Annotated in this window: 22 protein-coding genes; 4 read left to right on the top strand and 18 right to left on the bottom strand. The window is 52.3% G+C overall.

Going from position 1 to position 22,855, the window contains the following annotated elements:
• Window positions 1-58 precede the first annotated feature (58 nt).
• Window positions 59-1,954 carry a methyl-accepting chemotaxis protein gene (locus M2403_RS21585; RefSeq protein ID WP_217153262.1) on the bottom strand — a complete coding sequence of 632 codons (1,896 nt, stop codon included), beginning with the start codon at window positions 1,952-1,954 and terminating at the stop codon, window positions 59-61.
• Between the two features lie 323 nt (window positions 1,955-2,277).
• Between M2403_RS21585 and M2403_RS21580 the strand changes: the two genes are divergently transcribed.
• Together M2403_RS21580 and M2403_RS21575 are read left to right on the top strand one after the other, a co-directional pair.
• A complete protein-coding gene (locus M2403_RS21580; protein WP_152323750.1) occupies window positions 2,278-3,003 on the top strand; it encodes a 4'-phosphopantetheinyl transferase superfamily protein in 726 nt (241 codons plus the stop codon).
• Window positions 3,004-3,096: 93 nt separating this feature from the next.
• Window positions 3,097-3,666 (top strand): NADPH-dependent FMN reductase, encoded by a 570-nt coding sequence (locus tag M2403_RS21575; RefSeq protein ID WP_152323751.1) that lies wholly within the window; start codon window positions 3,097-3,099, stop codon window positions 3,664-3,666.
• 90 nt (window positions 3,667-3,756) lie between these two features.
• On the opposite strand, the gene M2403_RS21570 is transcribed toward M2403_RS21575, so the two are convergent.
• Window positions 3,757-5,094 (bottom strand): NCS2 family permease, encoded by a 1,338-nt coding sequence (locus tag M2403_RS21570; protein ID WP_165060642.1) that lies wholly within the window; start codon window positions 5,092-5,094, stop codon window positions 3,757-3,759.
• A gap of 152 nt (window positions 5,095-5,246) precedes the next feature.
• On the opposite strand from M2403_RS21570, the gene yieH reads away from it, so the two are divergent.
• Complete coding sequence (gene yieH / locus M2403_RS21565) at window positions 5,247-5,912, top strand: 6-phosphogluconate phosphatase (RefSeq protein ID WP_152323753.1); 666 nt, start codon at window positions 5,247-5,249, stop codon at window positions 5,910-5,912.
• Here the strand turns inward: yieH and M2403_RS21560 are convergent.
• Window positions 5,902-6,732: a sugar phosphate isomerase/epimerase gene (locus M2403_RS21560; RefSeq protein WP_259230896.1), complete on the bottom strand. Its 831-nt coding sequence runs from the start codon at window positions 6,730-6,732 to the stop codon at window positions 5,902-5,904. The two genes, yieH and M2403_RS21560, sit on opposite strands and share 11 nt — an antisense overlap.
• A gap of 110 nt (window positions 6,733-6,842) precedes the next feature.
• Here M2403_RS21560 and M2403_RS21555 point away from each other — a divergent pair, with 110 nt between their 5' ends.
• On the top strand, window positions 6,843-7,535 hold the full coding sequence (locus tag M2403_RS21555; protein ID WP_152323755.1) for a TetR/AcrR family transcriptional regulator: 693 nt from the start codon (window positions 6,843-6,845) through the stop codon (window positions 7,533-7,535).
• 80 nt (window positions 7,536-7,615) lie between these two features.
• Here the strand turns inward: M2403_RS21555 and phoU are convergent, their stop codons facing one another.
• From phoU to atpE, 15 genes are all read right to left on the bottom strand, one after another.
• Complete coding sequence (phoU, locus tag M2403_RS21550) at window positions 7,616-8,347, bottom strand: phosphate signaling complex protein PhoU (RefSeq protein WP_152323756.1); 732 nt, start codon at window positions 8,345-8,347, stop codon at window positions 7,616-7,618.
• A 10-nt stretch (window positions 8,348-8,357) separates the two neighbouring features.
• Window positions 8,358-9,125 carry a phosphate ABC transporter ATP-binding protein PstB gene (pstB, locus tag M2403_RS21545; RefSeq protein WP_013577692.1) on the bottom strand — a complete coding sequence of 256 codons (768 nt, stop codon included), beginning with the start codon at window positions 9,123-9,125 and terminating at the stop codon, window positions 8,358-8,360.
• Between the two features lie 100 nt (window positions 9,126-9,225).
• Complete coding sequence (gene pstA / locus M2403_RS21540) at window positions 9,226-10,113, bottom strand: phosphate ABC transporter permease PstA (RefSeq protein ID WP_152323757.1); 888 nt, start codon at window positions 10,111-10,113, stop codon at window positions 9,226-9,228.
• Between the two features lies 1 nt (window position 10,114).
• Window positions 10,115-11,071: a phosphate ABC transporter permease PstC gene (pstC, locus tag M2403_RS21535; protein ID WP_152323758.1), complete on the bottom strand. Its 957-nt coding sequence runs from the start codon at window positions 11,069-11,071 to the stop codon at window positions 10,115-10,117.
• A gap of 94 nt (window positions 11,072-11,165) precedes the next feature.
• Window positions 11,166-12,206, bottom strand: a complete 1,041-nt coding sequence (gene pstS, locus M2403_RS21530) for a phosphate ABC transporter substrate-binding protein PstS (protein WP_152323759.1) — start codon at window positions 12,204-12,206, stop codon at window positions 11,166-11,168.
• Between the two features lie 216 nt (window positions 12,207-12,422).
• Window positions 12,423-13,295 carry a 23S rRNA pseudouridine(2604) synthase RluF gene (rluF, locus tag M2403_RS21525; protein WP_152323760.1) on the bottom strand — a complete coding sequence of 291 codons (873 nt, stop codon included), beginning with the start codon at window positions 13,293-13,295 and terminating at the stop codon, window positions 12,423-12,425.
• A 154-nt stretch (window positions 13,296-13,449) separates the two neighbouring features.
• Window positions 13,450-15,279, bottom strand: a complete 1,830-nt coding sequence (glmS, locus tag M2403_RS21520) for a glutamine--fructose-6-phosphate transaminase (isomerizing) (RefSeq protein ID WP_259230893.1) — start codon at window positions 15,277-15,279, stop codon at window positions 13,450-13,452.
• 228 nt (window positions 15,280-15,507) lie between these two features.
• Window positions 15,508-16,878 carry a bifunctional UDP-N-acetylglucosamine diphosphorylase/glucosamine-1-phosphate N-acetyltransferase GlmU gene (gene glmU, locus M2403_RS21515; RefSeq protein ID WP_259230892.1) on the bottom strand — a complete coding sequence of 457 codons (1,371 nt, stop codon included), beginning with the start codon at window positions 16,876-16,878 and terminating at the stop codon, window positions 15,508-15,510.
• Between the two features lie 271 nt (window positions 16,879-17,149).
• Window positions 17,150-17,572, bottom strand: coding sequence for a F0F1 ATP synthase subunit epsilon (locus tag M2403_RS21510; RefSeq protein ID WP_101077831.1), 423 nt, complete (start codon window positions 17,570-17,572; stop codon window positions 17,150-17,152).
• A gap of 27 nt (window positions 17,573-17,599) precedes the next feature.
• Entirely contained in the window at window positions 17,600-18,982 is a 1,383-nt protein-coding gene (gene atpD, locus M2403_RS21505; protein WP_101077832.1) for a F0F1 ATP synthase subunit beta, read from the bottom strand.
• A gap of 32 nt (window positions 18,983-19,014) precedes the next feature.
• Window positions 19,015-19,878, bottom strand: coding sequence for a F0F1 ATP synthase subunit gamma (gene atpG / locus M2403_RS21500; protein ID WP_152323763.1), 864 nt, complete (start codon window positions 19,876-19,878; stop codon window positions 19,015-19,017).
• Between the two features lie 71 nt (window positions 19,879-19,949).
• A complete protein-coding gene (gene atpA, locus M2403_RS21495; RefSeq protein ID WP_152323764.1) occupies window positions 19,950-21,491 on the bottom strand; it encodes a F0F1 ATP synthase subunit alpha in 1,542 nt (513 codons plus the stop codon).
• Between the two features lie 12 nt (window positions 21,492-21,503).
• Complete coding sequence (gene atpH, locus M2403_RS21490; RefSeq protein WP_152323765.1) at window positions 21,504-22,037, bottom strand: F0F1 ATP synthase subunit delta; 534 nt, start codon at window positions 22,035-22,037, stop codon at window positions 21,504-21,506.
• A 14-nt stretch (window positions 22,038-22,051) separates the two neighbouring features.
• Window positions 22,052-22,522 (bottom strand): F0F1 ATP synthase subunit B, encoded by a 471-nt coding sequence (gene atpF, locus M2403_RS21485; RefSeq protein ID WP_104923890.1) that lies wholly within the window; start codon window positions 22,520-22,522, stop codon window positions 22,052-22,054.
• A 65-nt stretch (window positions 22,523-22,587) separates the two neighbouring features.
• On the bottom strand, window positions 22,588-22,827 hold the full coding sequence (gene atpE / locus M2403_RS21480) for a F0F1 ATP synthase subunit C (protein WP_004093904.1): 240 nt from the start codon (window positions 22,825-22,827) through the stop codon (window positions 22,588-22,590).
• Window positions 22,828-22,855 lie beyond the last annotated feature (28 nt).

The raw sequence follows: 22,855 nt of genomic DNA, 5'->3' as shown, positions 1-22,855 counted from the left end.
CATAAAAAAACGGTAAGTGATCGCTCACTTACCGTTCAATTTACAGTGAAAAAAACAATCAGAGCTTAAAGCCCGCCACCACGGTTTCCAGCTGAACGGTCTGATCCTGCATGGCCTGAGCGGCCGCAGAAACCTGTTCCACCAGCGCCGCATTCTGCTGAGTGGCGTTATCCAGCTGGGTGATTGCAACGTTCACCTGCTCGATACCGAGGCTTTGCTCCTGACTGGAAGACATGATTTCGTTCATCAGCGTCGCCACGTTATTCACGCCACCCATCACTTCATCCATCGTCGTTCCGGCGGTTGCCACCAGCTGGCTGCCAGTGGTGATATCCGCGACGGAATCTTCAATCAGTTTTTTGATTTCGCGGGCAGACGTAGCAGAACGTTGCGCCAGGCTGCGCACTTCCGAAGCCACGACGGCAAATCCGCGCCCCTGTTCGCCCGCACGGGCCGCTTCAACGGCGGCATTCAGCGCCAGAATGTTGGTCTGGAAAGCAATACCGTCGATCACGCTGATGATATCGACAATTTTGTGCGAGGAACGGGTGATCGAACCCATGGTATCGACCACCTGTTTCACCACTTCCGACCCTTTCTGCGCCACCGCAGACGCATCGCGCGCCAGCTGGTTAGCGCCTTCGGCGTTGGCGGCGTTCTGTTTCACGGTGCTGGTCAGCTGTTCCATGGACGCCGCCGTTTCAACAATCGAACTCGCCTGTTCTTCGGTACGCCCGGAGAGATCCATGTTACCGCTGGCGATTTCGCGCGATGCCGAGGTGATCGCCAGACTGCTGTCGCCGACCTGACGGAGGATCGATTGCAGGAATGACAGGAACTGGTTAAAGCTCTGATTTACACGGTTGAATTCCGGACTGCGGCTTTCTGGCAGGCGGAGGGTCAGATCAGCGCCACCAGCGGAAAGCTGGCTGATATTTTTATGCAGCGCATCCAGCTGACGCATAAAAATTTTGATCGCCAGGATCAGCACAACCAGCAGCAAAATCACCATTGGAATTTGCACCAGACCCAGACTTTGCAGGATGCCATGCGTCCGCGTCAGCAACTGGCTGGTTGGCATATCGGTGGCGATATACCACGGCCCCTGAATGTTGCTCATGAACATCGTGTGAGACGTACCGTTGTTGTCGTAGTCGGCAACCAGATTCGCCTGCCCGTCAATCTGATCGAGACTTTTGCGGATCTGCACCACCAGCGGAGATTGTTCGCCCAGAGAAGCCAGCTTCGGCAGCTTTTCATCCGTGGACTGGCTGGTACCGACGAGGGTGCCGTCTTTCTCGACGATATAAATCTTCGCGTGAACCTTTTTCTCCATTTCCGTCACCAGCTGGTTAAAGAAACCCAGCGTCACGTCGATGGTGGCAACGCCCCACTGTTTGTCGCCTTTATAAATCGGCATCGCGCAGTTGGTACGCGGCTGTGTACTGGCGTCATCAAAGTAGGCAGGCGCCCAGACACACTGGCCCTTTTCGCCTTTTGAAGCGGCAAGATACCAGGATTGCTCGAAGTAATTCGGCGATTCAGCACTGTTCCAGAAGGTATTTACCGTCAGTTGGTTATTACTGTTACGTGCAAAGAAAGTGCTGAATTTGATTTTTGCCGGGTCGCGCTGGTTCGGCAGCGGCCAGATACCGCCCCCAAATACGGCGGAATCACCGTATTGATCCACCAGCGCGGGCAGCAACCGGTCAATGCTGTCGCTGTCCATTTGTGCGACGGTTTGAGTGATGGTACGCACCTGAGATTCCACTTTGTTCAGCCGTTCGTTGATAACGACGGCGATATCATCAACCTGATTCGCAACCAGAGTGCTTTCTGTTTGTTTCAGCTGAGGAGCAATAAAGACCTGGATCACGATGAGCGTAACGATGACCAGCACAATAAAAAACAAGCTGATCAATGCGATAAAGCGGGATTGCGTTGTTTTTAACATTTTAGGGTACTCACAGGCAAAGCAGCGAGATCGCTGCTTAACTTATAACGGCATTTTCTGAGGTTTCTTTATGAGGCTATAGTAGATATATCTGGTACCCGGATCATATGAGTGAAAAACCAGAACATCGTCCCGATGAGATTTTTTCTCAATATGCGGTTAATACAGTGATTCCTTTCGCTTTATCGTTATGAAAAACTTTCTGAAAAGTAAAAAGAGTGTGCGCGGACGCGGGGTTTAAGCGGTTTTTAATGATTTCTCTTAATGTTATTCTTCACGAATACAGAGAAAATACGGTCGAACCATTAATCATGGAGTGAACAATGGCGTGCCACTTTGCAAGATGGGCTGTGACGGAAGCTGAACCCGATACACATCGGTTGCCCAGAGAAATTGTTGTATCCGCAAAACACCTTTCCGAAAAACAACGAAAACGATTTTTAAACGGTCGTGTTTTACTGGCCGAAATGATTTTCTATCTTTACGGTATTGCGGAGCTTCCTAACGTCATCACCCTGCCGAGCGGCCGCCCGAGTTTTGAATCCTCCGATCTTCCCGATTTCAGCCTGGCATATGCAGGCAGCACCGTCGGTGTGCTGATCAGCAGCGAAGGAAAAGTCGGTCTTGATCTCGAAATTATTCACGCGCGCAGCGCACTGGTTAATCCGCAGCACCAGCTGCAACTTTCTGCCGTCGAAAAAACTTGGATTGCTATGCAGTCCGACCCGATTGAATCCTCCCTACAGCTTTGGTGCATACGTCAAAGTATGCTGAAAATGTCCGGCCTGAACGAACAAAGCCAGCTGACACTCAGCCTGAATCCGGCTTCCGGCCGCCTGCGTTCGACGGTCACGCCGGAGGCGCAGGTGATGAGTGATATTGAAGGGTCGATTACCTGGGCATGCGCGCAGTCTCCGTCGATTATCCGGTTACAGTGCTGGCGCTACGAACCGGAAAATGGTTTTACCCGCACACAAACGCTGTCCGTTGATCAGCAATCTGATTCACTGCATTACATGAAGTTCACCAGCCTGCCGCCTGCCAAATAAAACTTCACTCATGTTTTCAAAAACCTTGTATATCGACGTGCCGTTTTTCGTTTAAGGTAAGAATCAGAGAGTCATCCATAACAGGAGTTAACCATGTCAGCTAAGCCTCTGAAGTTTGTCACACTGTTAGGTAGTCTTCGCAAAGCGTCTTACAACGCCATGGTCGCGCGCACGCTGCCGAAAGTCGCGCCTGAGGGCGTCACCATTGAAGCGTTACCGTCTATCGGTACTCTGCCGTTGTACGATGCCGATATTCAGCAGGAAGAGGGGTTTCCGGCCGATTTAAACGCGATTGCGGAACAAATCCGCCAGGCGGACGGTGTGATCATCGTGACGCCGGAATACAACTATTCCGTTCCCGGCGGACTGAAGAACGCCATCGACTGGATTTCACGTTTGCCTGACCAGCCACTGGCGGGCAAACCGGTGCTGATTCAGACCAGTTCAATGGGACCGGTCGGCGGCGCACGCTGTCAGTATCATCTGCGTCAGATTCTGGTCTTCCTCGATGCGATGGTGATGAATAAGCCTGAGTTTATGGGTGGCGTCATTCAGAACAAAGTCGACGCCCAAACCGGTGAAGTTATCGATCAGGGGACGCTGGATTTCCTCAGAGGCCAGCTGACCGCATTTGCCGACTATACGCACCGCGTCAGCAAATAATTTTCAGCCGCTAAAATACAAACAGCCCGCCACTTTCAGAAAGTGGCGGGCTGTTTTTTTATCATTCACAGACGCTAAATCGCGTGCGGATTAATGACCGTCAACAAACGCGATTTTCAGCACGAACAACAGGGCAACAACAACGACGCACGGGCTGATCTCTCTCCAGCGGCCTGTGCCCAGTTTCATCACCACATAAGAGATGAAGCCCAGCGCAATGCCTTCTGTGATGGAAAAGCTGAATGGCATCATTACTGCCGTCACAAAAGCAGGAACCGCTTCTGTCAGGTCATCCCACGAAACGCGCGCCAGGCTGGAGGTCATCAGAACGCCCACATAAATTAGCGCTCCGGCTGCCGCATATTCCGGCACCATGCCCGCCAGCGGGGAAATGAAGATCACCAGCAGGAACAGCAAACCGGTCACGACAGCGGTCAGGCCGGTGCGGCCCCCCACGGACACGCCGGACGTACTTTCGATATACGCGCCAACGGAAGATGTCCCGATGAAAGCACCCGCCACAGAGGAAATACTGTCGACGTACAGTGCCTGTTTCATCTGCGGAAATTTACCCTTTTCATCCGCCAGACCGGCTTTGTCCGTCACGCCAATCAGCGTACCGGAGGAGTCAAACAGGTTGACCAGCATGAAGGAGAAAATTACGCCTGCCAGACCGATATTCAGCGCGCCTTTCAGGTCAACCTGACCGACGACGGTGGTGATGCTCGGCGGCATCGACCAGAAACCGTTGTAATGCACGTCACCGATCGCCAGACCAATGCCCGTGGTCACTACGATCGACACCAGAACGGAAGCGTGAAAGTTACGTGACGCCAGTACGGCAATAATGAAGAAGCCCAGCACGCCCAGCAGGACGTTGTGGGATGTCAGATTGCCGATGGTGACGATGGTATCCGGGTTCGCGACAATAATGCCGGCGTTTTTCAGCCCCATCATGCCGATGAACAGCCCGATACCGGCGGTAATCCCCACGCGCAGGCTGACCGGAATGTTCGCGATCATCCAGTAGCGGATACGGAAAATAGTCAGCAGCAGCAGGCCAACAGCGCCCCAGAAAATAGCGCCCATCCCGATTTGCCATGAAACGCCCATCGCACCCACCACCACAAAGGCGAAGAAGGCGTTCAGACCCATCGCTGGCGCCAGTGCAACCGGCAGGTTGGCAATCACGCCCATCAAAATGCTGCCAAACGCGGCAATCAGACAGGTGGTCACAAAGACGGCCTGTTTATCCATGCCCGCGACACCCAGAATCTGCGGGTTCACGAAAACGATGTAGACCATGGTCAGGAAGGTGGTTAAGCCTGCGATAGTTTCGGTGCGTACCGTTGTGCCGTGCTGCGTCAGTTTAAATAAACGTTCAGCCAGGCCTCTTCCGCCGTTAGCATTGCTGTGTGGTGTGCTCATCAGTGAGTTCCAAAATGGGGGAAAAACAATCGGGGGGTATCCTAAGGATTTTAGCCGTAAAGCGCCAGCACTGGATGTGTGGGATTAAATCTATCGTTCGGGTACAGTGCCATAAACCACGCGAATAGATGAAACACTCACAGGGAGAAAGTATGTCACAGGTTGAATGTGTCTTTTTTGATTGCGACGGTACGCTGGTGGACAGTGAAATGTTGTGCTGCGAAGCCTATGTCGAGATGTTTGCACATTTTGGCGTGACGGTTTCTTTTGACGAAATGTATAAGAAATACAAAGGTGTTAAGCTTTATGAAATCGTCGAGATCGTCAATAAAGAGCACGGTATCGACGTGCCAAAAGAGGAGATGGAAGTGATTTTCCGCCAGCACGTTGCGCGGCTTTTCGACAGCAAACTTGAGCCGGTTGACGGCGCACGGGAGCTGCTGGAGCAAATTTCCGTGCCGATGTGTGTGGTCTCCAACGGCCCGGTCACCAAAATGCAGCACTCGCTCGGCCTCACCGGTCTGCTGCCTTTCATGGGCGACAAACTGTTCAGCGGATACGATTTACAGCGCTGGAAACCCGATCCGGCGGTGTTATACAAAGCCGCCGAAGTGATGGACGTTCCGGTGGAAGCGTGCATTCTGGTTGAGGATTCCGTGGCGGGCGCACAGGCCGGGATCGCCGCCGGGATCCCGGTATTTTATTACTGCGCCGATCCGCACAACCCGCCGCTGAACAATCCGCTGGTGACCACTTTCCACGACATGCGCGAGTTGCCGGCGATCTGGCGTGAAAAGGGTTATCAGATTACGCGTTAAGGGTTTTGTCGTAAGCCTGCATGCGTCGTTCCAGTTCCGTCAGGGAACTCAGGCCCTCTGCGAGCGGCAGGGTTTTATCATTGAAGATTTCCAGCGACCACGGACCGGTAAAACCTTTCCGGTTCAGGGTGCTGACGAAATCCACCAGCGGCAAGTCGCCCTGGCCGGGATAACACCGGTAACTGCGGCTCCATTGCTGCACGTTCATGTCTTTGTACGGCGCATCCGCCAGTTGCAGGAAGCTGATTCTCTCCAGCGGCACTTCATCCAGACGGTCGAGGTTGTCGCCCACGGCGAGAATATGAAAGCTGTCGAGCACAATCCCCAGCGCCGGGTGGTTCACTTCACGCACGCGATCCCACGCCTGCCGGTAACGGTTGATGTGTTTCCCCCACGCCAGCGCCTCAAAGCCAATATGGATGTCATGAGGCTGCGCCATTTCTGCCAGTGCGGCGAGATCTGCAATCTGTATATCGCGCTCCGCTGAACTTTCAGGGTCGGTATTACTGCACACCAGCAAGCGGTCGCACCCCAGTTCATTCATCAGATCAAATTGCCGGCGCGCGCTGGCAAACTTCTCATTACGCTTTTCCGGCTGAACGCCTTCGAAGTCGCGGAAAGGTTGTAGCAGGAAAATCCGTAACCCGAGCGAATCCGCCAGATTTCGGATGGCGATGGGTTTGACCGGGCTTTTGAGTAAATCATCTTCAAAAATCTCTACGCCATCAAACCCCGCCGCCGCGATGGCGGTGAGTTTTTCGGGCAGAGTTCCTGGTACTGAAACTGTCGCAATAGAACGTAACCGGGTGGTAGCAGGCAAAATAGCGTCCTTTTTGTCAGGCTTCGAGACTTACAGTAGTGGACCTTCATACCGCATTCGTCAAGTGTTGGCGGCTTGTATGAACGCACAGATTGTAACTGATCGAATCAATGGTTAATCTCTGTGGCGAGATTGAGGTTATTAATGAGGATATGACGCTGAGCAGCCAAAGTTCCCCGGCGCCGGGACGTAAAAATGATCCGATAGGACTGAAACAGCGCATTTTCGACAGTGCTCTGGCTGAATTCGCTGAATCCGGCCTGATGGGCGCGCGTATGGAAAATATCGCCTCAAACGCCAACACCACAAAACGTATGGTGGTCTATCACTACAAGACCAAAGAAGCCCTGTACATGCTGGTTCTGGAGCACGTTTACCGCGGCATCCGCCAGCACGAGCTGGATCTGGATTTGTCGTCATTTCCCCCGGCGGAGGCGATCGTCAAACTGGTGGAAGCCAGCTTCGATTTTCACGTTTCTCACCCGGAATTCATCCGCATTGTGTCGACAGAAAACATGCTGCGCGGCCGGTTTATCCGTCAGTCCACCAGCATCCGCGAGATCAATAAAACGGCGTTAACGCTGCTGGAAGATATTCTCGAACGCGGAAAACAGAGCCATTTATTTAAGGAAGATTCCCAGGCGCGCGACGTTCACCGGCTGATCAGCAGCCTGTGTGTGCATCAGGTCGCAAACCAGTACACATTCGGTGCTCTGTTCGAAAACCCTGACGAAGTGGATTTGCAGGTTGCGCATTATCGCCAGCTGGCAGTGGTGGTGGCACTGCGGTATGTGATGAAATAGCGCGTCAGCGAACAGCAAAAAGGCCTCGTTAGAGGCCTTTTTTATGGCGAAGATTTTGTATGACGAGTATCAGTGACCGATCAGTCTTTCGCAGCGTCTTTGCCGTCTGTCAGCAATTTGTCGAGCGCATCGCCACCAACGTGACGGAAATCCTGCCCTTTCACGAAGTAGAAGATGAATTCACAAATATTCTGGCAACGATCGCCGATACGCTCAATGGAACGGGCGCAGAACAACGCGGTCAGGACGCTTGGAATGGTACGCGGATCTTCCATCATGTAGGTCATGAGCTGACGCACAATGCCTTCATATTCCTGATCCACTTTCTTATCTTCACGGTAAATACGCACCGCTTCGTCAAGATCCATACGCGCGAACGCGTCGAGCACGTCATGCAGCATTTCTACCGTATGGCGGCCCAGAGATTCCAGGCTGACCAGCAGCGGCTGATGCAGATGCGAGAATTTCTCAAGCGCCGTGCGGCAGATTTTATCCGCCACATCGCCGATACGTTCGAGCTCAGAAATGGTTTTGATAATCGCCATCACCAAACGCAGATCGCTGGCGGTCGGCTGGCGCTTGGCAATAATGCGCACGCACGCTTCGTCAATCGCCACTTCCATCAGGTTAACTTTGTCATCACCTTTGATGACGCGCTGCGCCAGTTCGGCATCCTGATTGTGCATCGCGGTGATCGCATCAGTCAGTTGCTGTTCAACCAGCCCACCCATCGCCAGAACCTGTGTACGGATGTGCTCGAGCTCGGCGTTAAACTGGCCGGAAATGTGTTTATTTAAGTTCAGGTTGTCCATCGTTCTTACCTCAACCGTAGCGGCCAGTAATGTAATCTTCAGTCTGTTTGCGCGCTGGCGAAGTAAACAGCGAGTCAGTGTCACTGTATTCGATCAGCTCACCCAGATACATAAACGCAGTGCGGTCTGAACAACGCGCAGCCTGCTGCATGTTGTGGGTCACGATCACCACGGTGTAATCAGATTTTAGCTCGGTGATCAGCTCTTCGATACGGCCGGTTGAAATTGGGTCCAGCGCCGAACATGGTTCATCAAGCAGGAGAACATCAGGGCGGATAGCAATGCCGCGCGCAATGCACAGACGCTGTTGCTGGCCGCCGGACAGGCTGTAACCGCTCTGGTGCAGCTTGTCTTTGGATTCATTCCACAAAGCGGCTTTGGTCAGCGCCCATTGCACGCGCTCGTCCATGTCCGTACGGGAAAGTTTTTCAAACAAACGCACACCAAACGCGATGTTGTCGTAAATCGACATCGGGAACGGCGTCGGTTTCTGGAAGACCATGCCAACTTTGGCACGCAGCAGCGCGATATCCTGTTTATCGACCAGAATATTTTCGCCATCGAGCAGAATTTCGCCTTCTGCATGCTGCTCAGGGTAAAGCTGATACATTTTGTTGAACGTACGCAGCAGCGTGGATTTACCACAACCTGACGGGCCGATGAATGCCGTGACTTCGTTCTTAGCGATATCCAGGGAAATATTTTTCAGCGCGTGGAATTTACCGTAATAAAAATTCAGATCGCGAACCTGAATCTTGCTGTTGGATGCGTCAGTCATTCGACTCATTAAGACATCTCTCTTTTGCGCGCGCCGCTGTGCGACGCCGGGTAAACAGTGATGGCAGAGTGAAAAACTCTGCCATCAGTAATGAATTAACTTACTGCTTCTTCGTGGCGAAGATCACACGCGCCAGAATGTTCAGCAACAGCACACACACTGTAATCAGCAGCACGCCCGCCCAGGCCAGTTGTTGCCATTCGCCAAACGGGCTCATCGCAAACTTGAAGATGGTCACCGGCAGATTGGCGATCGGCTGCATCATGTCGGTGCTCCAGAACTGGTTGGAGAGCGACGTAAACAGCAGCGGTGCGGTTTCGCCGGCGATGCGGGCGATAGCCAGCAAAATACCGGTGATAATGCCGGAAACAGACGCTTTCAGGGTGATTGCAGAAATCATTTTCCATTTCGGCGTCCCCAGCGCATAAGCCGCTTCACGCAGGCTGTCCGGCACCAGTTTCAGCATGTTTTCCGTGGTACGGATAACAATCGGGATTTGCAGCAGCGCCAGCGCCAGTACGCCCGCCCAGCCAGAGAAGTGCCCCATTTTCGCCACCATGATGGTGTAAACGAACAGGCCAACCACAATGGAAGGAGCAGAAAGCAGAATGTCGTTGATGAAGCGAATGAATTCCGCCAGCCAGGATTTACGGCCATATTCTGCCAGATAAATCCCCGCCATCACGCCCAGCGGCGTACCGATAACCGTCGCCCATAAAATCAGCAGTCCGCTGCCCGCAATGGCGTTCGCCAGACCACCGCCAGCCGTATTTGGCGGCGGGGTGTTTTGGGTAAACAGCGCCAGAGACATACCGTCTACGCCTTTCACGACGGTCGTGAACAGGATCCAGACCAGCCAGAACAGGCCAAAAAGCATGGTCAGCATGGAAATCATCAGCGCCAGACGGTTCTTCTGACGGCGCCATGCCTGACGTTTGCGACGTGATTCCAGTAAGGCTGCGTTACTTTGCATTTCGAGTGTCGTCATCTTAACGGCCCTCTTTCTTAGCCAGACGCAGAATCATGACTTTCGACAGCGCCAGAACAATAAAGGTGATAACAAACAGGATAAGGCCCAGCTCCATCAGCGCGGACGTATGCAGACCTGCTTCAGCTTCGGCGAATTCGTTCGCCAGCGCCGAGGTAATACTGTTGCCGGGCGCATAAAGCGAAATGCTGTCGAGCTGGTAGGTGTTACCGATAATGAAGGTCACCGCCATGGTTTCGCCGAGCGCACGGCCAAGACCAAGCATGACACCGCCGATGACACCATTTTTGGTGAACGGCAGCACGATGCGCCAGATCACTTCCCAGGTCGTACAACCAATTCCGTAGGCCGATTCTTTCATCATGACCGGCGTTTGCTCGAACACGTCACGCATGACGGAGGCAATGTATGGAATGATCATGATGGCCAGAATGACACCTGCCGCCAAGATGCCGATACCAAATCCCGGGCCAGCGAATAGCGCGCCAACAATCGGAATACCGGAAAGCACATCACCGACCGGTGTCTGGAAATACTGGGCAAACAGCGGAGCGAAAACGAATAAACCCCACATGCCGTAAACAATGCTGGGGATCGCCGCCAGCAGTTCGATAGCAATACCCAGCGGACGTTTCATCCAGTTAGGTGCCAGCTCAGTGAGGAATAATGCGATACCAAAACTGACGGGAACGGCAATCAGTAAGGCGATAATCGAGGTCACGACGGTACCGTAAATAGGCACCAGTGCGCCGAACTGCTGATTCGGGGCATCCCATGTTTTCGTCCACAGGAAGGATAATCCGAATTTTTCAATGCTAGGCAGCGAAGCAATAAACAGCGAGACGATGATTCCGCCCAGCATTAATAACACGATCAGCGCAGCCAGTTTGACCAGCGCGCCGAAAAGGATGTCACCGTTTTTGCTTGGTGCTTTGATAGCCGGCTTGTATTCAGCCATACCACTCTCTTTTAATTAAGATTTAATTCCCTCCCCGGCCGGAGAGGGAATGAAGCAGAAGACTTGTACTCTATATCAGACGAGACGTCAGATCCTAGTAAAGTGCTTTGCCGCTGCTATCTTTGATATTTGCTTTCCAGGCTGCACGAACCTGCTCAACGACTGAAGGTGGAAGCGTTGCATAATCCAGGTCAGTCGTCAGTTTATTGCCGTTTTTGTAAGCCCAGTCGAAGAACTTCAGAACCTCAGCACCTTTGGTCGCATCCTGCTGATCTTTGTAAATCAGGATGAAGGTGGTGGAGCTGATTGGCCACGCGTTGTCGCCTTTCTGGAAAGTCAGGTCCTGAGCGAAGGTTTTGCTCCAGTCAGCGCCTTTAGCTGCTGCACTGAAGGATTCTTCTGTCGGGCTGATCGCCTTGCCATCCGCATCAACCAGCTTGGTATAAGCCAGGTTGTTTTGTTTAGCGTAAGCATATTCTACGTATCCGATGGAGCCCGGCAGACGCTGTACAAATGCGGCTACGCCGTCGTTACCTTTGCCGCCCAGACCGGTAGGCCAGTTAACTGTTGAACCTGAACCGATTTTCTCTTTCCACTCGTTGTTCACTTTTGCCAGATAGCTGGTGAACACGAAAGAAGTACCGGAACCGTCAGCACGACGAACAACGGCGATATTGGTATCTGGCAGTTTCACGCCCGGGTTCAGCTTAGTGATCGCCGCGTCGTTCCACTTTTTGATTTTGCCCAGGTAGATATCACCCAGCGTTGCGCCGTCAAGCGTCAGCTGACCTGATTTGATGCCCGGGATATTCACTGCCAGTACCACGCCACCGATAACGGTAGGGAACTGGAACAGGCCGTTTTTGTTCAGATCTTCTTCTTTCATCGGAGCATCAGATGCGCCGAAATCAACGGTCTTGGCGATAATTTGTTTCACGCCGCCGGAAGAGCCGATGCCCTGATAGTTAACCTGAGTACCGGTTGCTTTCTGGTATGCATCCGCCCACTTAGCGTAGACAGGTGCAGGGAAGGTGCCGCCAGCGCCAGTCAGATTACTAGCAGCGAAAGCAGACATTGCTGTGAGGGAGAAAGTCGCTGCTACAATACCGGCGACGGTGTTACGCATCAATTTCATGTTCCACTCCTAGTGGTTTTTTTTTGTTCGACCCAGGTCGAGATTTATAAAGTGTTTGGCACAGGAGGAAAATAGGACAGTTTGGTGACAGTAAAATGTACGTTATATGACAGTTTTATGACACTGGTCACAATTTAGGCGAGATGGGCAAACTGAAGCGGACCGATCAAATAAAAACCGGCCCAAAGGCCGGTGGCAGCGGAAAGAGATGCGGACTTAACGCCCTTTCTTTTTACGTCCTGGCTGTGCAAAACGTTTACGGGAAGCTGAATTTCCGTCGGGTTTCTCGGTATTTTTCGGTTTTGTGACAACCGGTTTTTTGGCCTGAGCAGGTTTAGACTGCGTTTTTTTGGCCGGCTTTTCTTCCGAAGTTGAGTTTTCAGTCAGTCTGAATAATTCGACCAGCTCATCGTCCGTCAAATCACGCCATTCCCCCAAAGGCAGGCCTTTCAGGTTGATGTTCATAATCCGCACACGCTCAAGCTTGGTGACTTCAAAGCCAAAATGCTTACACATACGGCGGATCTGGCGGTTAAGCCCCTGAACCAGCGTGATACGAAATACAAAGGGCGCTTCTTTCTTCACTTTGCACTTTTTGGTCACCGTTCCCAGCATCGGCACACCCGCGCCCAGGCCGGTAATAAACTCATCCGTCACCGGTTTGTTGACCGTTACGACATATTCTTTTTCGTGGTCGTTGCCCGCACGCAGGATTTTATTGACCAGATCACCGTGGTTGGTCAGTAAAATCAGGCCCTGAGAATCTTTATCCAGACGCCCGATAGGGAAAACGCGCTTGCTGTGGTTAACGAAATCACTGATGTTGTCCCGCTCACCGTCTTCCATCGTGGTGATGATCCCCACGGGCTTATTGAGCGCGATAAGCACTAAATCTTCTTCATCACGCGGTTCAATCAGCTGGCCGTTAACTTTCACCACATCACCGGCAAATACTTGTGCGCCCACGGAGGCGCGTCTGCCATTGATAAAAACGTTTCCCTGTTCGATGTAACGATCGGCATCACGGCGTGAGCAGATCCCGCTCTCGCTAATGTATTTGTTGAGACGAATGGAGGGGTTGGACAGCATTCAGCAAATCACCTTCGTAAAAAGGCGGACTATACCTTATCCGTGGCGGCTAACGAAGCCTGAGAGAGGAGAATCGTGACCACGCCTTAGCCTTTTAGAAATAAAAAAGCGCCCGAGATGGGCGCTTAGCAGGCAGTTTCAAAGCCAGCGTGGCTTATTCTACTGTGACCGATTTGGCCAGATTACGTGGCTGGTCTACGTCAGTGCCTTTAATCAGCGCGACATAGTAAGACAGCAGCTGTAACGGGACCGTGTAGAAGATCGGTGCGACGATTTCTTCGACATGCGGTAACTGAATGATTTTCATACCGTCGCTGTCGGTGAAACCGGCATCCTGATCGGCGAAGACATACAGCAGACCACCGCGTGCGCGCACTTCTTCGATATTCGACTTCAGTTTTTCCAGAAGTTCGTTATTAGGCGCAACCACAATCACCGGCATATCCGCGTCAATCAGCGCCAGCGGGCCGTGTTTCAGCTCGCCTGCCGCATACGCTTCCGCATGAATATAGGAAATCTCTTTCAGCTTCAGCGCACCTTCCATCGCGATCGGATATTGATCGCCACGGCCGAGGAACAGCGCATGATGTTTGTCAGAGAAGCCTTCCGCCAGCGATTCGATGGTTTTATCCAGCGACAGCATCTGTTCGATACGCGCAGGCAGCGCCTGTAACGCGTGAACAATGTCATGCTCAACCTGCGGTGCCATGCCTTTCAGACGACCCATACGTGCCACCAGCATCAGCAGAACGGTCAGCTGCGTGGTAAACGCTTTCGTCGACGCCACGCCGATTTCCGTGCCCGCTTTGGTCATCATCGCCAGATCGGATTCACGCACCAGCGAAGAACCGGCTACGTTACACACGGCCAGAGAACCGAGATAACCCAGCTCTTTGGACAGGCGCAGTGCAGCCAGCGTGTCGGCGGTTTCACCGGACTGAGACAGGGTGATGATCAGGCTGCCAGGACGAACGGCAGATTTGCGATAACGGAATTCCGACGCAATCTCGACATCACACGGCATACCGGCCAGTGATTCGAACCAGTAACGCGCCACCATACCGGAGTTGTATGACGTGCCGCAGGCAATGATCTGAACATGTTGAACGCGGGAGAGTATCTCATCCGCCTTTTCGCCCAGTTCGCTCAGATTCACTTCACCGTGGCTGAAACGTCCTTCCAGCGTGTTTTTAATCGCCAGCGGCTGTTCGTAAATCTCTTTTTGCATGTAGTGGCGGTAAGCGCCTTTGTCACCGGCGTCGTACTGCACTTTGGATTCGATTTCGGCACGTTCTACAGCATGACCATTTTTGTCATAGACACTGACGGAACGGCGCTTAACTTCAGCCACATCACCTTCTTCCAGGAACAGGAAGCGGCGGGTCACAGGCAACAGCGCCAGCTGATCGGAGGCAATGAAGTTTTCACCTACGCCACGGCCAATCACCAGCGGGCTGCCGGAACGGGCTGCGACCAGAACGGACGGATCACGTCGGTCCATCACCACAGTGCCATAAGCGCCGCGCAGCTGAGGGATCACGCGCTGAACGACTTCCAGCAGTGTGCCGCCCTGAAGTTGTTCCCAATGCACCAGATGCGCAATCACTTCGGTATCCGTTTCAGAATCAAAACGGTAACCACGTTCAATCAGTAATTCACGCAAAGGTTCGTGGTTTTCGATAATGCCGTTGTGCACTACCGCAATGTAATCAGACACATGCGGGTGTGCGTTCGCTTCAGAAGGTTCACCGTGCGTTGCCCAGCGGGTATGTGCAATACCGGTACCGCCGTGCAAAGGATGTTGATCCAGAGCCTCAGCCAGCATCTGGACTTTTCCCAGACGACGCAGGCGCCCCATTTTCCCGTCGGTATCAATGACAGCCAGACCGGCTGAGTCATAACCGCGGTATTCCAGACGGCGTAAACCTTCCAACAAAATTTCAGCAATATCGCGTTGCGCTACAGCGCCTACAATTCCACACATCAGTTTTATTCCTATAGAAGGTCTTTCGGGACCTTTTTTGATGCCTGACCTGATTTATCCACACGCCCCGTTTTCCGGTGTACGTGCGGTTCCCCGAGCCTTGTAGAGAGTTGGGGATTATTATGTTTTGGACTGAGTTTCGACGACAAAACCCAGACCAAAACACAATGCAATAAACAAACATCAGGCGCAGAAAACTGCGCCTGAATACGTAAACCTCAGAATAGCTTACTTTTTCTTCACCGGTTTTTGCCAATCAGGTTTATGTACCTGCGGCACACGGCTTAGCAACAAGCCGTTATCCGGCACATCGCGCGTCACAGTTGTTCCGGCAGCGATGGTGACGTTATTACCCACGGTGACCGGCGCAATCAGCTGGGTATCCGATCCGACAAAGACGTCATTGCCGATAATCGTTTTGCTTTTGTTCACGCCGTCATAGTTGCAGGTAATCGTCCCCGCACCGATATTCACGTTGTCGCCAATTTCAGCGTCGCCAAGATAGGAAAGATGTCCTGCTTTCGAACCTTTCCCCAAGCGCGCTTTTTTGATTTCGACGAAGTTACCCACATGAGCGCCTTCAGCCAGTTCGGCACCCGGACGCAGACGCGCGAAAGGTCCGACTGTACACCCGCTTTCCAGCACCGCATCTTCGAATACACTGTAAGGGCTGACTTCGCAGTCATCGCCGATCACGCAGTTTTTCAGTACGCAGCCCGCGCCGATTTTCACGCGATCGCCCAGTTTTACGTGGCCGTCGATAATGACGTTGGTGTCGATCACCACATCAATCCCATGAGACAACTCGCCACGGAGATCAAAGCGCGCCGGATCCATCAGCATTACGCCTTCCAGAAGCAGACGTTCGGCCTGTTCGGTCTGATATACGCGCTCAAGACGGGAAAGCTGCAGGCGGTTATTCACGCCATCCACTTCGCTGTTTCTCGCCGGATGAACAGTGGCGATCAGATTGCCTTCCGCATGTGCCATCGCGATGATGTCGGTAATGTAATATTCGCCCTGCGCGTTGTTGTTGTTCAACTGACCGAGCCAGCGTTTGAACGATGCACCGTTAGCCACCAGAATACCGGTGTTAATTTCCTGGATTTTAAGCTGCTCAGCATTCGCATCTTTCTGCTCAATGATGCCGGTCACAATGCCATTTTCGCGCACGATGCGGCCATAGCCGGTTGGATCATCCAGCACGACGGTCAGCAAACCGATACCACCTTCAGGCTTAACTTTCAGCAACTTATCCAGCGTTTCAACCGAAATCAGCGGGACATCGCCGTAAAGCATCAGGACATCTTCGTCATCTGCAAAGAAAGGCGCAGCCTGTTGCATTGCATGCCCGGTACCCAGCTGCTCAGCCTGCAATACCCAGTTCAGTTCACTGCCAGCCAGCGTTTTCTTCAGTAAATCGCCACCGTGGCCATAGACCAGATGCACGTTTCTGGCACCCACTTGCGTGGCCGCATCAATGACGTGTTGAACCATTGGCTTACCCGCCAATGTATGAAGAACTTTAGGGAGGTTGGAATACATGCGTGTTCCCTTGCCCGCGGCAAGGATCACCACACTCAGTGCGCTGTTTGACATAGATGACCTGACAAATCCAATTTGAGTGACAAAAGTAACCCGTTATGTGACCGAATTACTACATATTTCGCGTCAAAAACCGCCTGCAAACCGCAGCCCGCAAGGGTTGAACACGATATAGACTATAACAAAAAATCTGAGGGTAATATGTCCATTAATCACCCAAGTATTCCACCAGATGCCCAAATTAACCTTGGGGAAAATGCTGAAAACACCCTTTTTTAAAGGTAAAAAAAAAGCGACCCGAAGGTCGCTTTTCTCAATGATGTTGTTACATCGCTTTTCTGGTCAGTTCGATAACGCGAAGTTTCGCGATCGCCTTAGCCAGTTCCGCTGACGCCTGAGCGTAATCAACGTCGCCGTGAGAACCACTAATGTGTTCTTCCGCTTTGCGCTTAGCTTCAAGCGCGCGCGCTTCGTCGAGGTCTTGCCCACGGATTGCAGTATCAGCCAACACGGTCGTTGCATTCGGCTGCACCTCAAGGATGCCACCGGAAAGATAGATATACTCTTCTTCACCGTGTTCTTTAACAATGCGCACCATGCCAGGCTTGATGGCGGTGAGCAGCGGAGCATGCCCCGGGAAAATACCCAGTTCGCCTTCGCTACCCGTCACCTGGATTTTCTGTACCATGCCGGCAAACATACGTTTTTCCGCACTGACAACATCCAGATGGTAAGCTTTTTCAGCCATGTCATCCTCTCTCACAACAAACTAGCGTTACAGTTTCTTGGCTTTTTCCACTGCTTCTTCAATGGTGCCAACCATGTAGAACGCTTGCTCTGGCAGGTGATCGTAGTCGCCGTCCATAATGCCTTTGAAACCACGAATGGTGTCTTTCAGCGATACGAACTTGCCCGGAGAACCGGTGAAGACTTCGGCCACGAAGAATGGCTGGGACAGGAAGCGTTCGATCTTACGCGCACGGGATACGGCCAGTTTGTCATCTTCTGACAACTCATCCATACCCAGGATCGCGATGATGTCTTTCAGTTCCTTGTAACGTTGCAGAATAGACTGCACGCCACGAGCCACATCATAGTGTTCCTGACCAACAACCAGTGGATCCAGCTGACGGCTGGTGGAATCCAGTGGGTCAACCGCCGGGTAGATACCCAGAGACGCGATCTGACGGCTCAGTACCACGGTTGCATCTAAGTGAGCAAATGTGGTGGCTGGAGATGGGTCAGTCAAGTCATCCGCAGGGACGTAAACGGCCTGTACGGAGGTGATAGAACCACTTTTGGTAGAGGTGATACGTTCTTGCAGAGCGCCCATCTCTTCCGCCAGCGTTGGCTGATAACCTACCGCTGATGGCATACGGCCCAGAAGTGCAGACACTTCGGTACCTGCCAGGGTGTAACGGTAAATGTTGTCAACAAACAGCAGTACGTCACGACCTTCATCACGGAATTTCTCCGCCATGGTCAGACCGGTCAGTGCAACGCGCAGACGGTTACCTGGTGGCTCATTCATCTGACCATAGACCAGGGAAACTTTGTCGATAACGTTGGATTCGGTCATTTCGTGGTAGAAGTCGTTACCCTCACGAGTACGTTCACCCACACCTGCAAACACAGAATAACCGGAGTGCTCGATCGCGATGTTACGGATCAGCTCCATCATGTTTACAGTTTTACCTACACCCGCACCACCGAACAGACCGACTTTACCGCCCTTAGCGAACGGGCACATCAGGTCCATAACTTTGATACCGGTTTCCAGCAATTCCTGGGAGTTTGCCAGCTCTTCATAAGAAGGCGCAGCACGGTGAATTGCACGACGTTCTTCTTCGCCGATTTCACCTTTCATGTCGATTGGTTCACCCAATACGTTCATGATACGACCCAGTGTTGCAACACCCACCGGAACTTCAATTGGGTGTTCCAGGTTGTTCACTTTCAGACCGCGACGCAAGCCATCTGATGTACCCATTGCGATACAACGAACAACGCCGCCGCCTAACTGTTGCTGAACTTCCAGCACCAGCTTGGAGGTACCGTTTTCTACCTCAAGAGCATGGTACACGTTCGGTACCGCATCCTGAGGGAACTCGACGTCCACCACGGCGCCGATTACCTGGATAATCTTTCCAGTAGCCATCTTGAATCCTCTACGTAATTCGTAAACCTAGCTTAAACCGCGGAGGCTCCCCCGACGATCTCGGTGAGTTCCTGAGTGATGCTGGCCTGACGAGCTTTGTTGTATACCAACTGCAGCTCTTTGATCAGGCTGCCGCCGTTATCGGTTGCGGCTTTCATCGCTACCATTCGCGCGGCCTGTTCGCTGGCCAGGTTTTCTACGACGCCCTGATAAACCTGAGATTCCACATAGCGGCGCAGGAGGGTATCCAGCAGTGCTTTAGGGTCCGGCTCATACAGGTAATCCCAGGATTTCTTCGCCAGTTCGCCGTCTTCTGCCGGTGGCAGAGGCAACAACTGAACGATGCGTGGTTCCTGAGACATGGTATTGACGAATTTGTTGCTAACAACGCATAACTTGTCTAAACGACCTTCGTCGAAAGCTTGCAACATCACTTTCACCGGTCCGATCAGCTCTGACAGGGAAGGGTTATCCCCCATGCCAGTCACCTGAGCAACAACGTTGCCCCCAACGGATCCGAAGAAAGAAGCTGCTTTGGAACCGATCAGGGCTAAGTCAACCTCAACGCCTTTCGCGGACCAATCTTTCATCTCTGTGAGCAGTTTTTTGAACAAGTTAATGTTCAGACCACCACAAAGACCACGGTCAGTAGACACCACCAGATACCCGACGCGTTTAACTTCACGCTCATCCAGGTAAGGGTGCTTGTATTCCAGATTCCCGAGCGCGAGGTGACCAATCACTTCACGAATGGTTTCTGCATAAGGACGGCTGGCCGCCATGCGATCCTGCGTTTTACGCATTTTGGAGGCGGCGACCATTTCCATCGCTTTAGTGATCTTTTGCGTGTTCTGCACGCTGCCGATCTTACTACGTATCTCTTTTCCGCCGGCCATCTCTGCTTCTCCTCATGACCAAACGGCCTGCTGCTTATCTGCTAAAAGCAGGGCAGCAGGGCCGTTTAGTATTACCAGGACTGGGTTGCTTTGAAGGTATCGAGAATATTTTTGAATTTACCCTCGATCTCATCGTTATACGCACCAGTTTGGTTGATTTGCTGCAGAAGCTCGCCGTGCTCACGGTCGGCGTAAGCCAACAGTGCCGCTTCGAAGCTACCGACTTTAGACAATTCAACGTCTTCCAGGTAACCACGTTCTGCTGCGAAGATGATCAGAGACTGCGCAACGATAGACATCGGAGCGTATTGTTTCTGTTTCAGCAGCTCGGTCACTTTCTGACCATGGTTCAGCTGTTTACGCGTTGCTTCGTCCAGATCTGATGCGAACTGCGAGAACGCAGCCAGTTCACGATACTGTGCCAGTGCGGTACGAATACCACCGGACAGTTTTTTCATGATCTTAGTCTGAGCAGCACCACCAACACGGGATACCGAAATACCCGGGTTAACCGCAGGACGAATACCGGCGTTGAACAGGTTTGATTCCAGGAAGATCTGACCATCGGTAATCGAAATTACGTTAGTCGGAACGAACGCGGAAACGTCGCCTGCTTGCGTTTCAATGATTGGAAGCGCAGTCAGGGAACCGGTTTTGCCTTTCACTTCACCCTTGGTGAATGCTTCAACGTAATCGGCGTTTACACGCGCAGCACGTTCCAGCAGACGGGAGTGGAGATAGAAAACGTCGCCTGGGTAAGCTTCACGACCTGGTGGACGACGAAGCAACAGGGAAATCTGACGGTAAGCAACAGCCTGTTTAGACAGGTCATCATAAACGATCAGTGCGTCTTCGCCGCGGTCACGGAAGTATTCACCCATTGCGCAACCGGAGTACGGTGCCAGGTATTGCAGTGCAGCAGATTCTGATGCAGTTGCAACAACAACGATGGTGTTTGCCAGTGCGCCGTGCTCTTCCAGTTTACGAACCACGTTAGAAATGGTGGACGCTTTCTGGCCGATAGCCACATAGATACATTTGATGCCGGAATCACGCTGGTTGATGATCGCATCAATAGCCAGAGCAGTTTTACCGGTTTGACGGTCACCGATGACCAGTTCACGCTGACCACGACCGATTGGGATCATGGCGTCAACGGACTTATAACCTGTCTGCACAGGCTGGTCTACGGATTGGCGTTCGATAACGCCCGGTGCGATTGCTTCAACAGCTGAGAAGCCGTCGTGCTCTACCGGACCTTTACCGTCAATTGGCGCACCCAGGGTGTTAACAACGCGGCCCAGCAGGCCACGGCCTACTGGAACTTCCAGGATACGACCCGTACATTTTACTTTCATACCTTCGGCGAGGTCAGCGTAAGGGCCCATTACAACGGCACCTACAGAGTCGCGCTCCAGGTTCAGGGCGATAGCGTAGCGGTTACCCGGCAGCGCAATCATTTCGCCTTGCATGACATCGGCCAGGCCGTGCACGCGGATGATCCCGTCACTGACGGAAACGATAGTACCTTCATTGTGAGCTTCGCTCACTACATTGAACTGAGCAATGCGCTGCTTTATCAGTTCGCTGATTTCGGTGGAATTCAGTTGCATGCTCCAGTCCCCTTAAGACTGCAAGACGTCTGCCAGGCGTTCAAGACGACTGCGAACGCTGCCATCAATCACCATATCACCTGCACGGATAATGACACCGGCAAGAACAGACTTGTCAATTTTGCAATTCAGCTTAACTTTGCGAGACAGACGTTTTTCCATCGCAGCAGCAATTTTTGCCTGCTGTTCTTCCGTCAGTGGATTTGCTGAGGTCACATCAACTTCAGCAATCGCCTCCAGTGAGGCACGCAGTTCGATGAACTGCTGCAACACTTCAGGAAGAACGCGTAAACGTCCATTTTCGGCCATTACCTTAATCAGGTTCTGGCCTGCGTCGTCGAGTTGTTCACCACATACGGCAATAAACGTTTTAGACAAAGTTTCTGGCGCGCTAGCACCGGAAAGCAGTTCTTCAATCTGTTCATTGCGCGTGACTTCAGCCGTGAACGCTAACATGGACTGCCAGCGATCTAAGCTTTGGTGCTCAACGGCAAAGTCAAAAGCTGCTTTGGCGTAGGGGCGAGCTACAGTTACAAATTCAGACATCAGCCCCTCCCTCCTTACAGTTCAGCGACCAGTTTATCAACGATGTCGCTGTTAGCAGCTTCATCCACGGAACGTTCGATGATCTTCTCGGCGCCAGCAATGGCCAAAATCCCGACCTGTTTACGCAACTCTTCGCGGGCGCGTTGGCGTTCGGCGTCAATCTCTGCCTTAGCTTGCGCTACGATCTTGTTACGTTCCTGCTCGGCTTCGGTCTTCGCTTCGTCGACGATCTGTGCTTTACGCTTGTTCGCCTGGTCGATGATTACCTGAGCTTCAGCTTTGGCTTTCTTCAGTTGGTCGGTCGCATCGGCTTGCGCTAAATCCAGTTCTTTTTTTGCACGTTCTGCAGAAGATAAACCTTCAGAAATCTCTTTCTGACGTTTTTCGATGGCAGCCATAATTGGCGGCCATACGTACTTCATACAGAACACGACAAACAGGACAAACGCGATAGCCTGGCCGAGGATTGTTGCGTTAAGATTCACAGCACAATGCCTCTTTCAAAGTGAAATATTTGATGTAGTTCGTTTAACGCTGAGCGAACTCAGTGTTAGGCGACAGCAAACATCACGTACAGACCCAAACCAACAGCAATCATTGGGATTGCATCGACCAGACCCATAACGATAAAGAACTGTGTACGCAACAGAGGGATCAGGTCAGGCTGACGTGCAGCACCTTCCAAGAATTTACCACCCAAGATGCCGATACCGATCGCAGCACCGATTGCCGCCAGGCCCATCATCACAGCGGCAGCCATGTACAGCAGATCCATACTCAGGTTTTCCATGACAGTCTCCAGTTTGTTTCAGTTAAAA

Origin of the sequence: Rahnella sp. BIGb0603 (genome assembly GCF_024808755.1) — a bacterium.
Classification (GTDB): domain Bacteria; phylum Pseudomonadota; class Gammaproteobacteria; order Enterobacterales; family Enterobacteriaceae; genus Rahnella; species Rahnella contaminans.
This window is presented reverse-complemented; position numbering and strand designations above follow the sequence as displayed.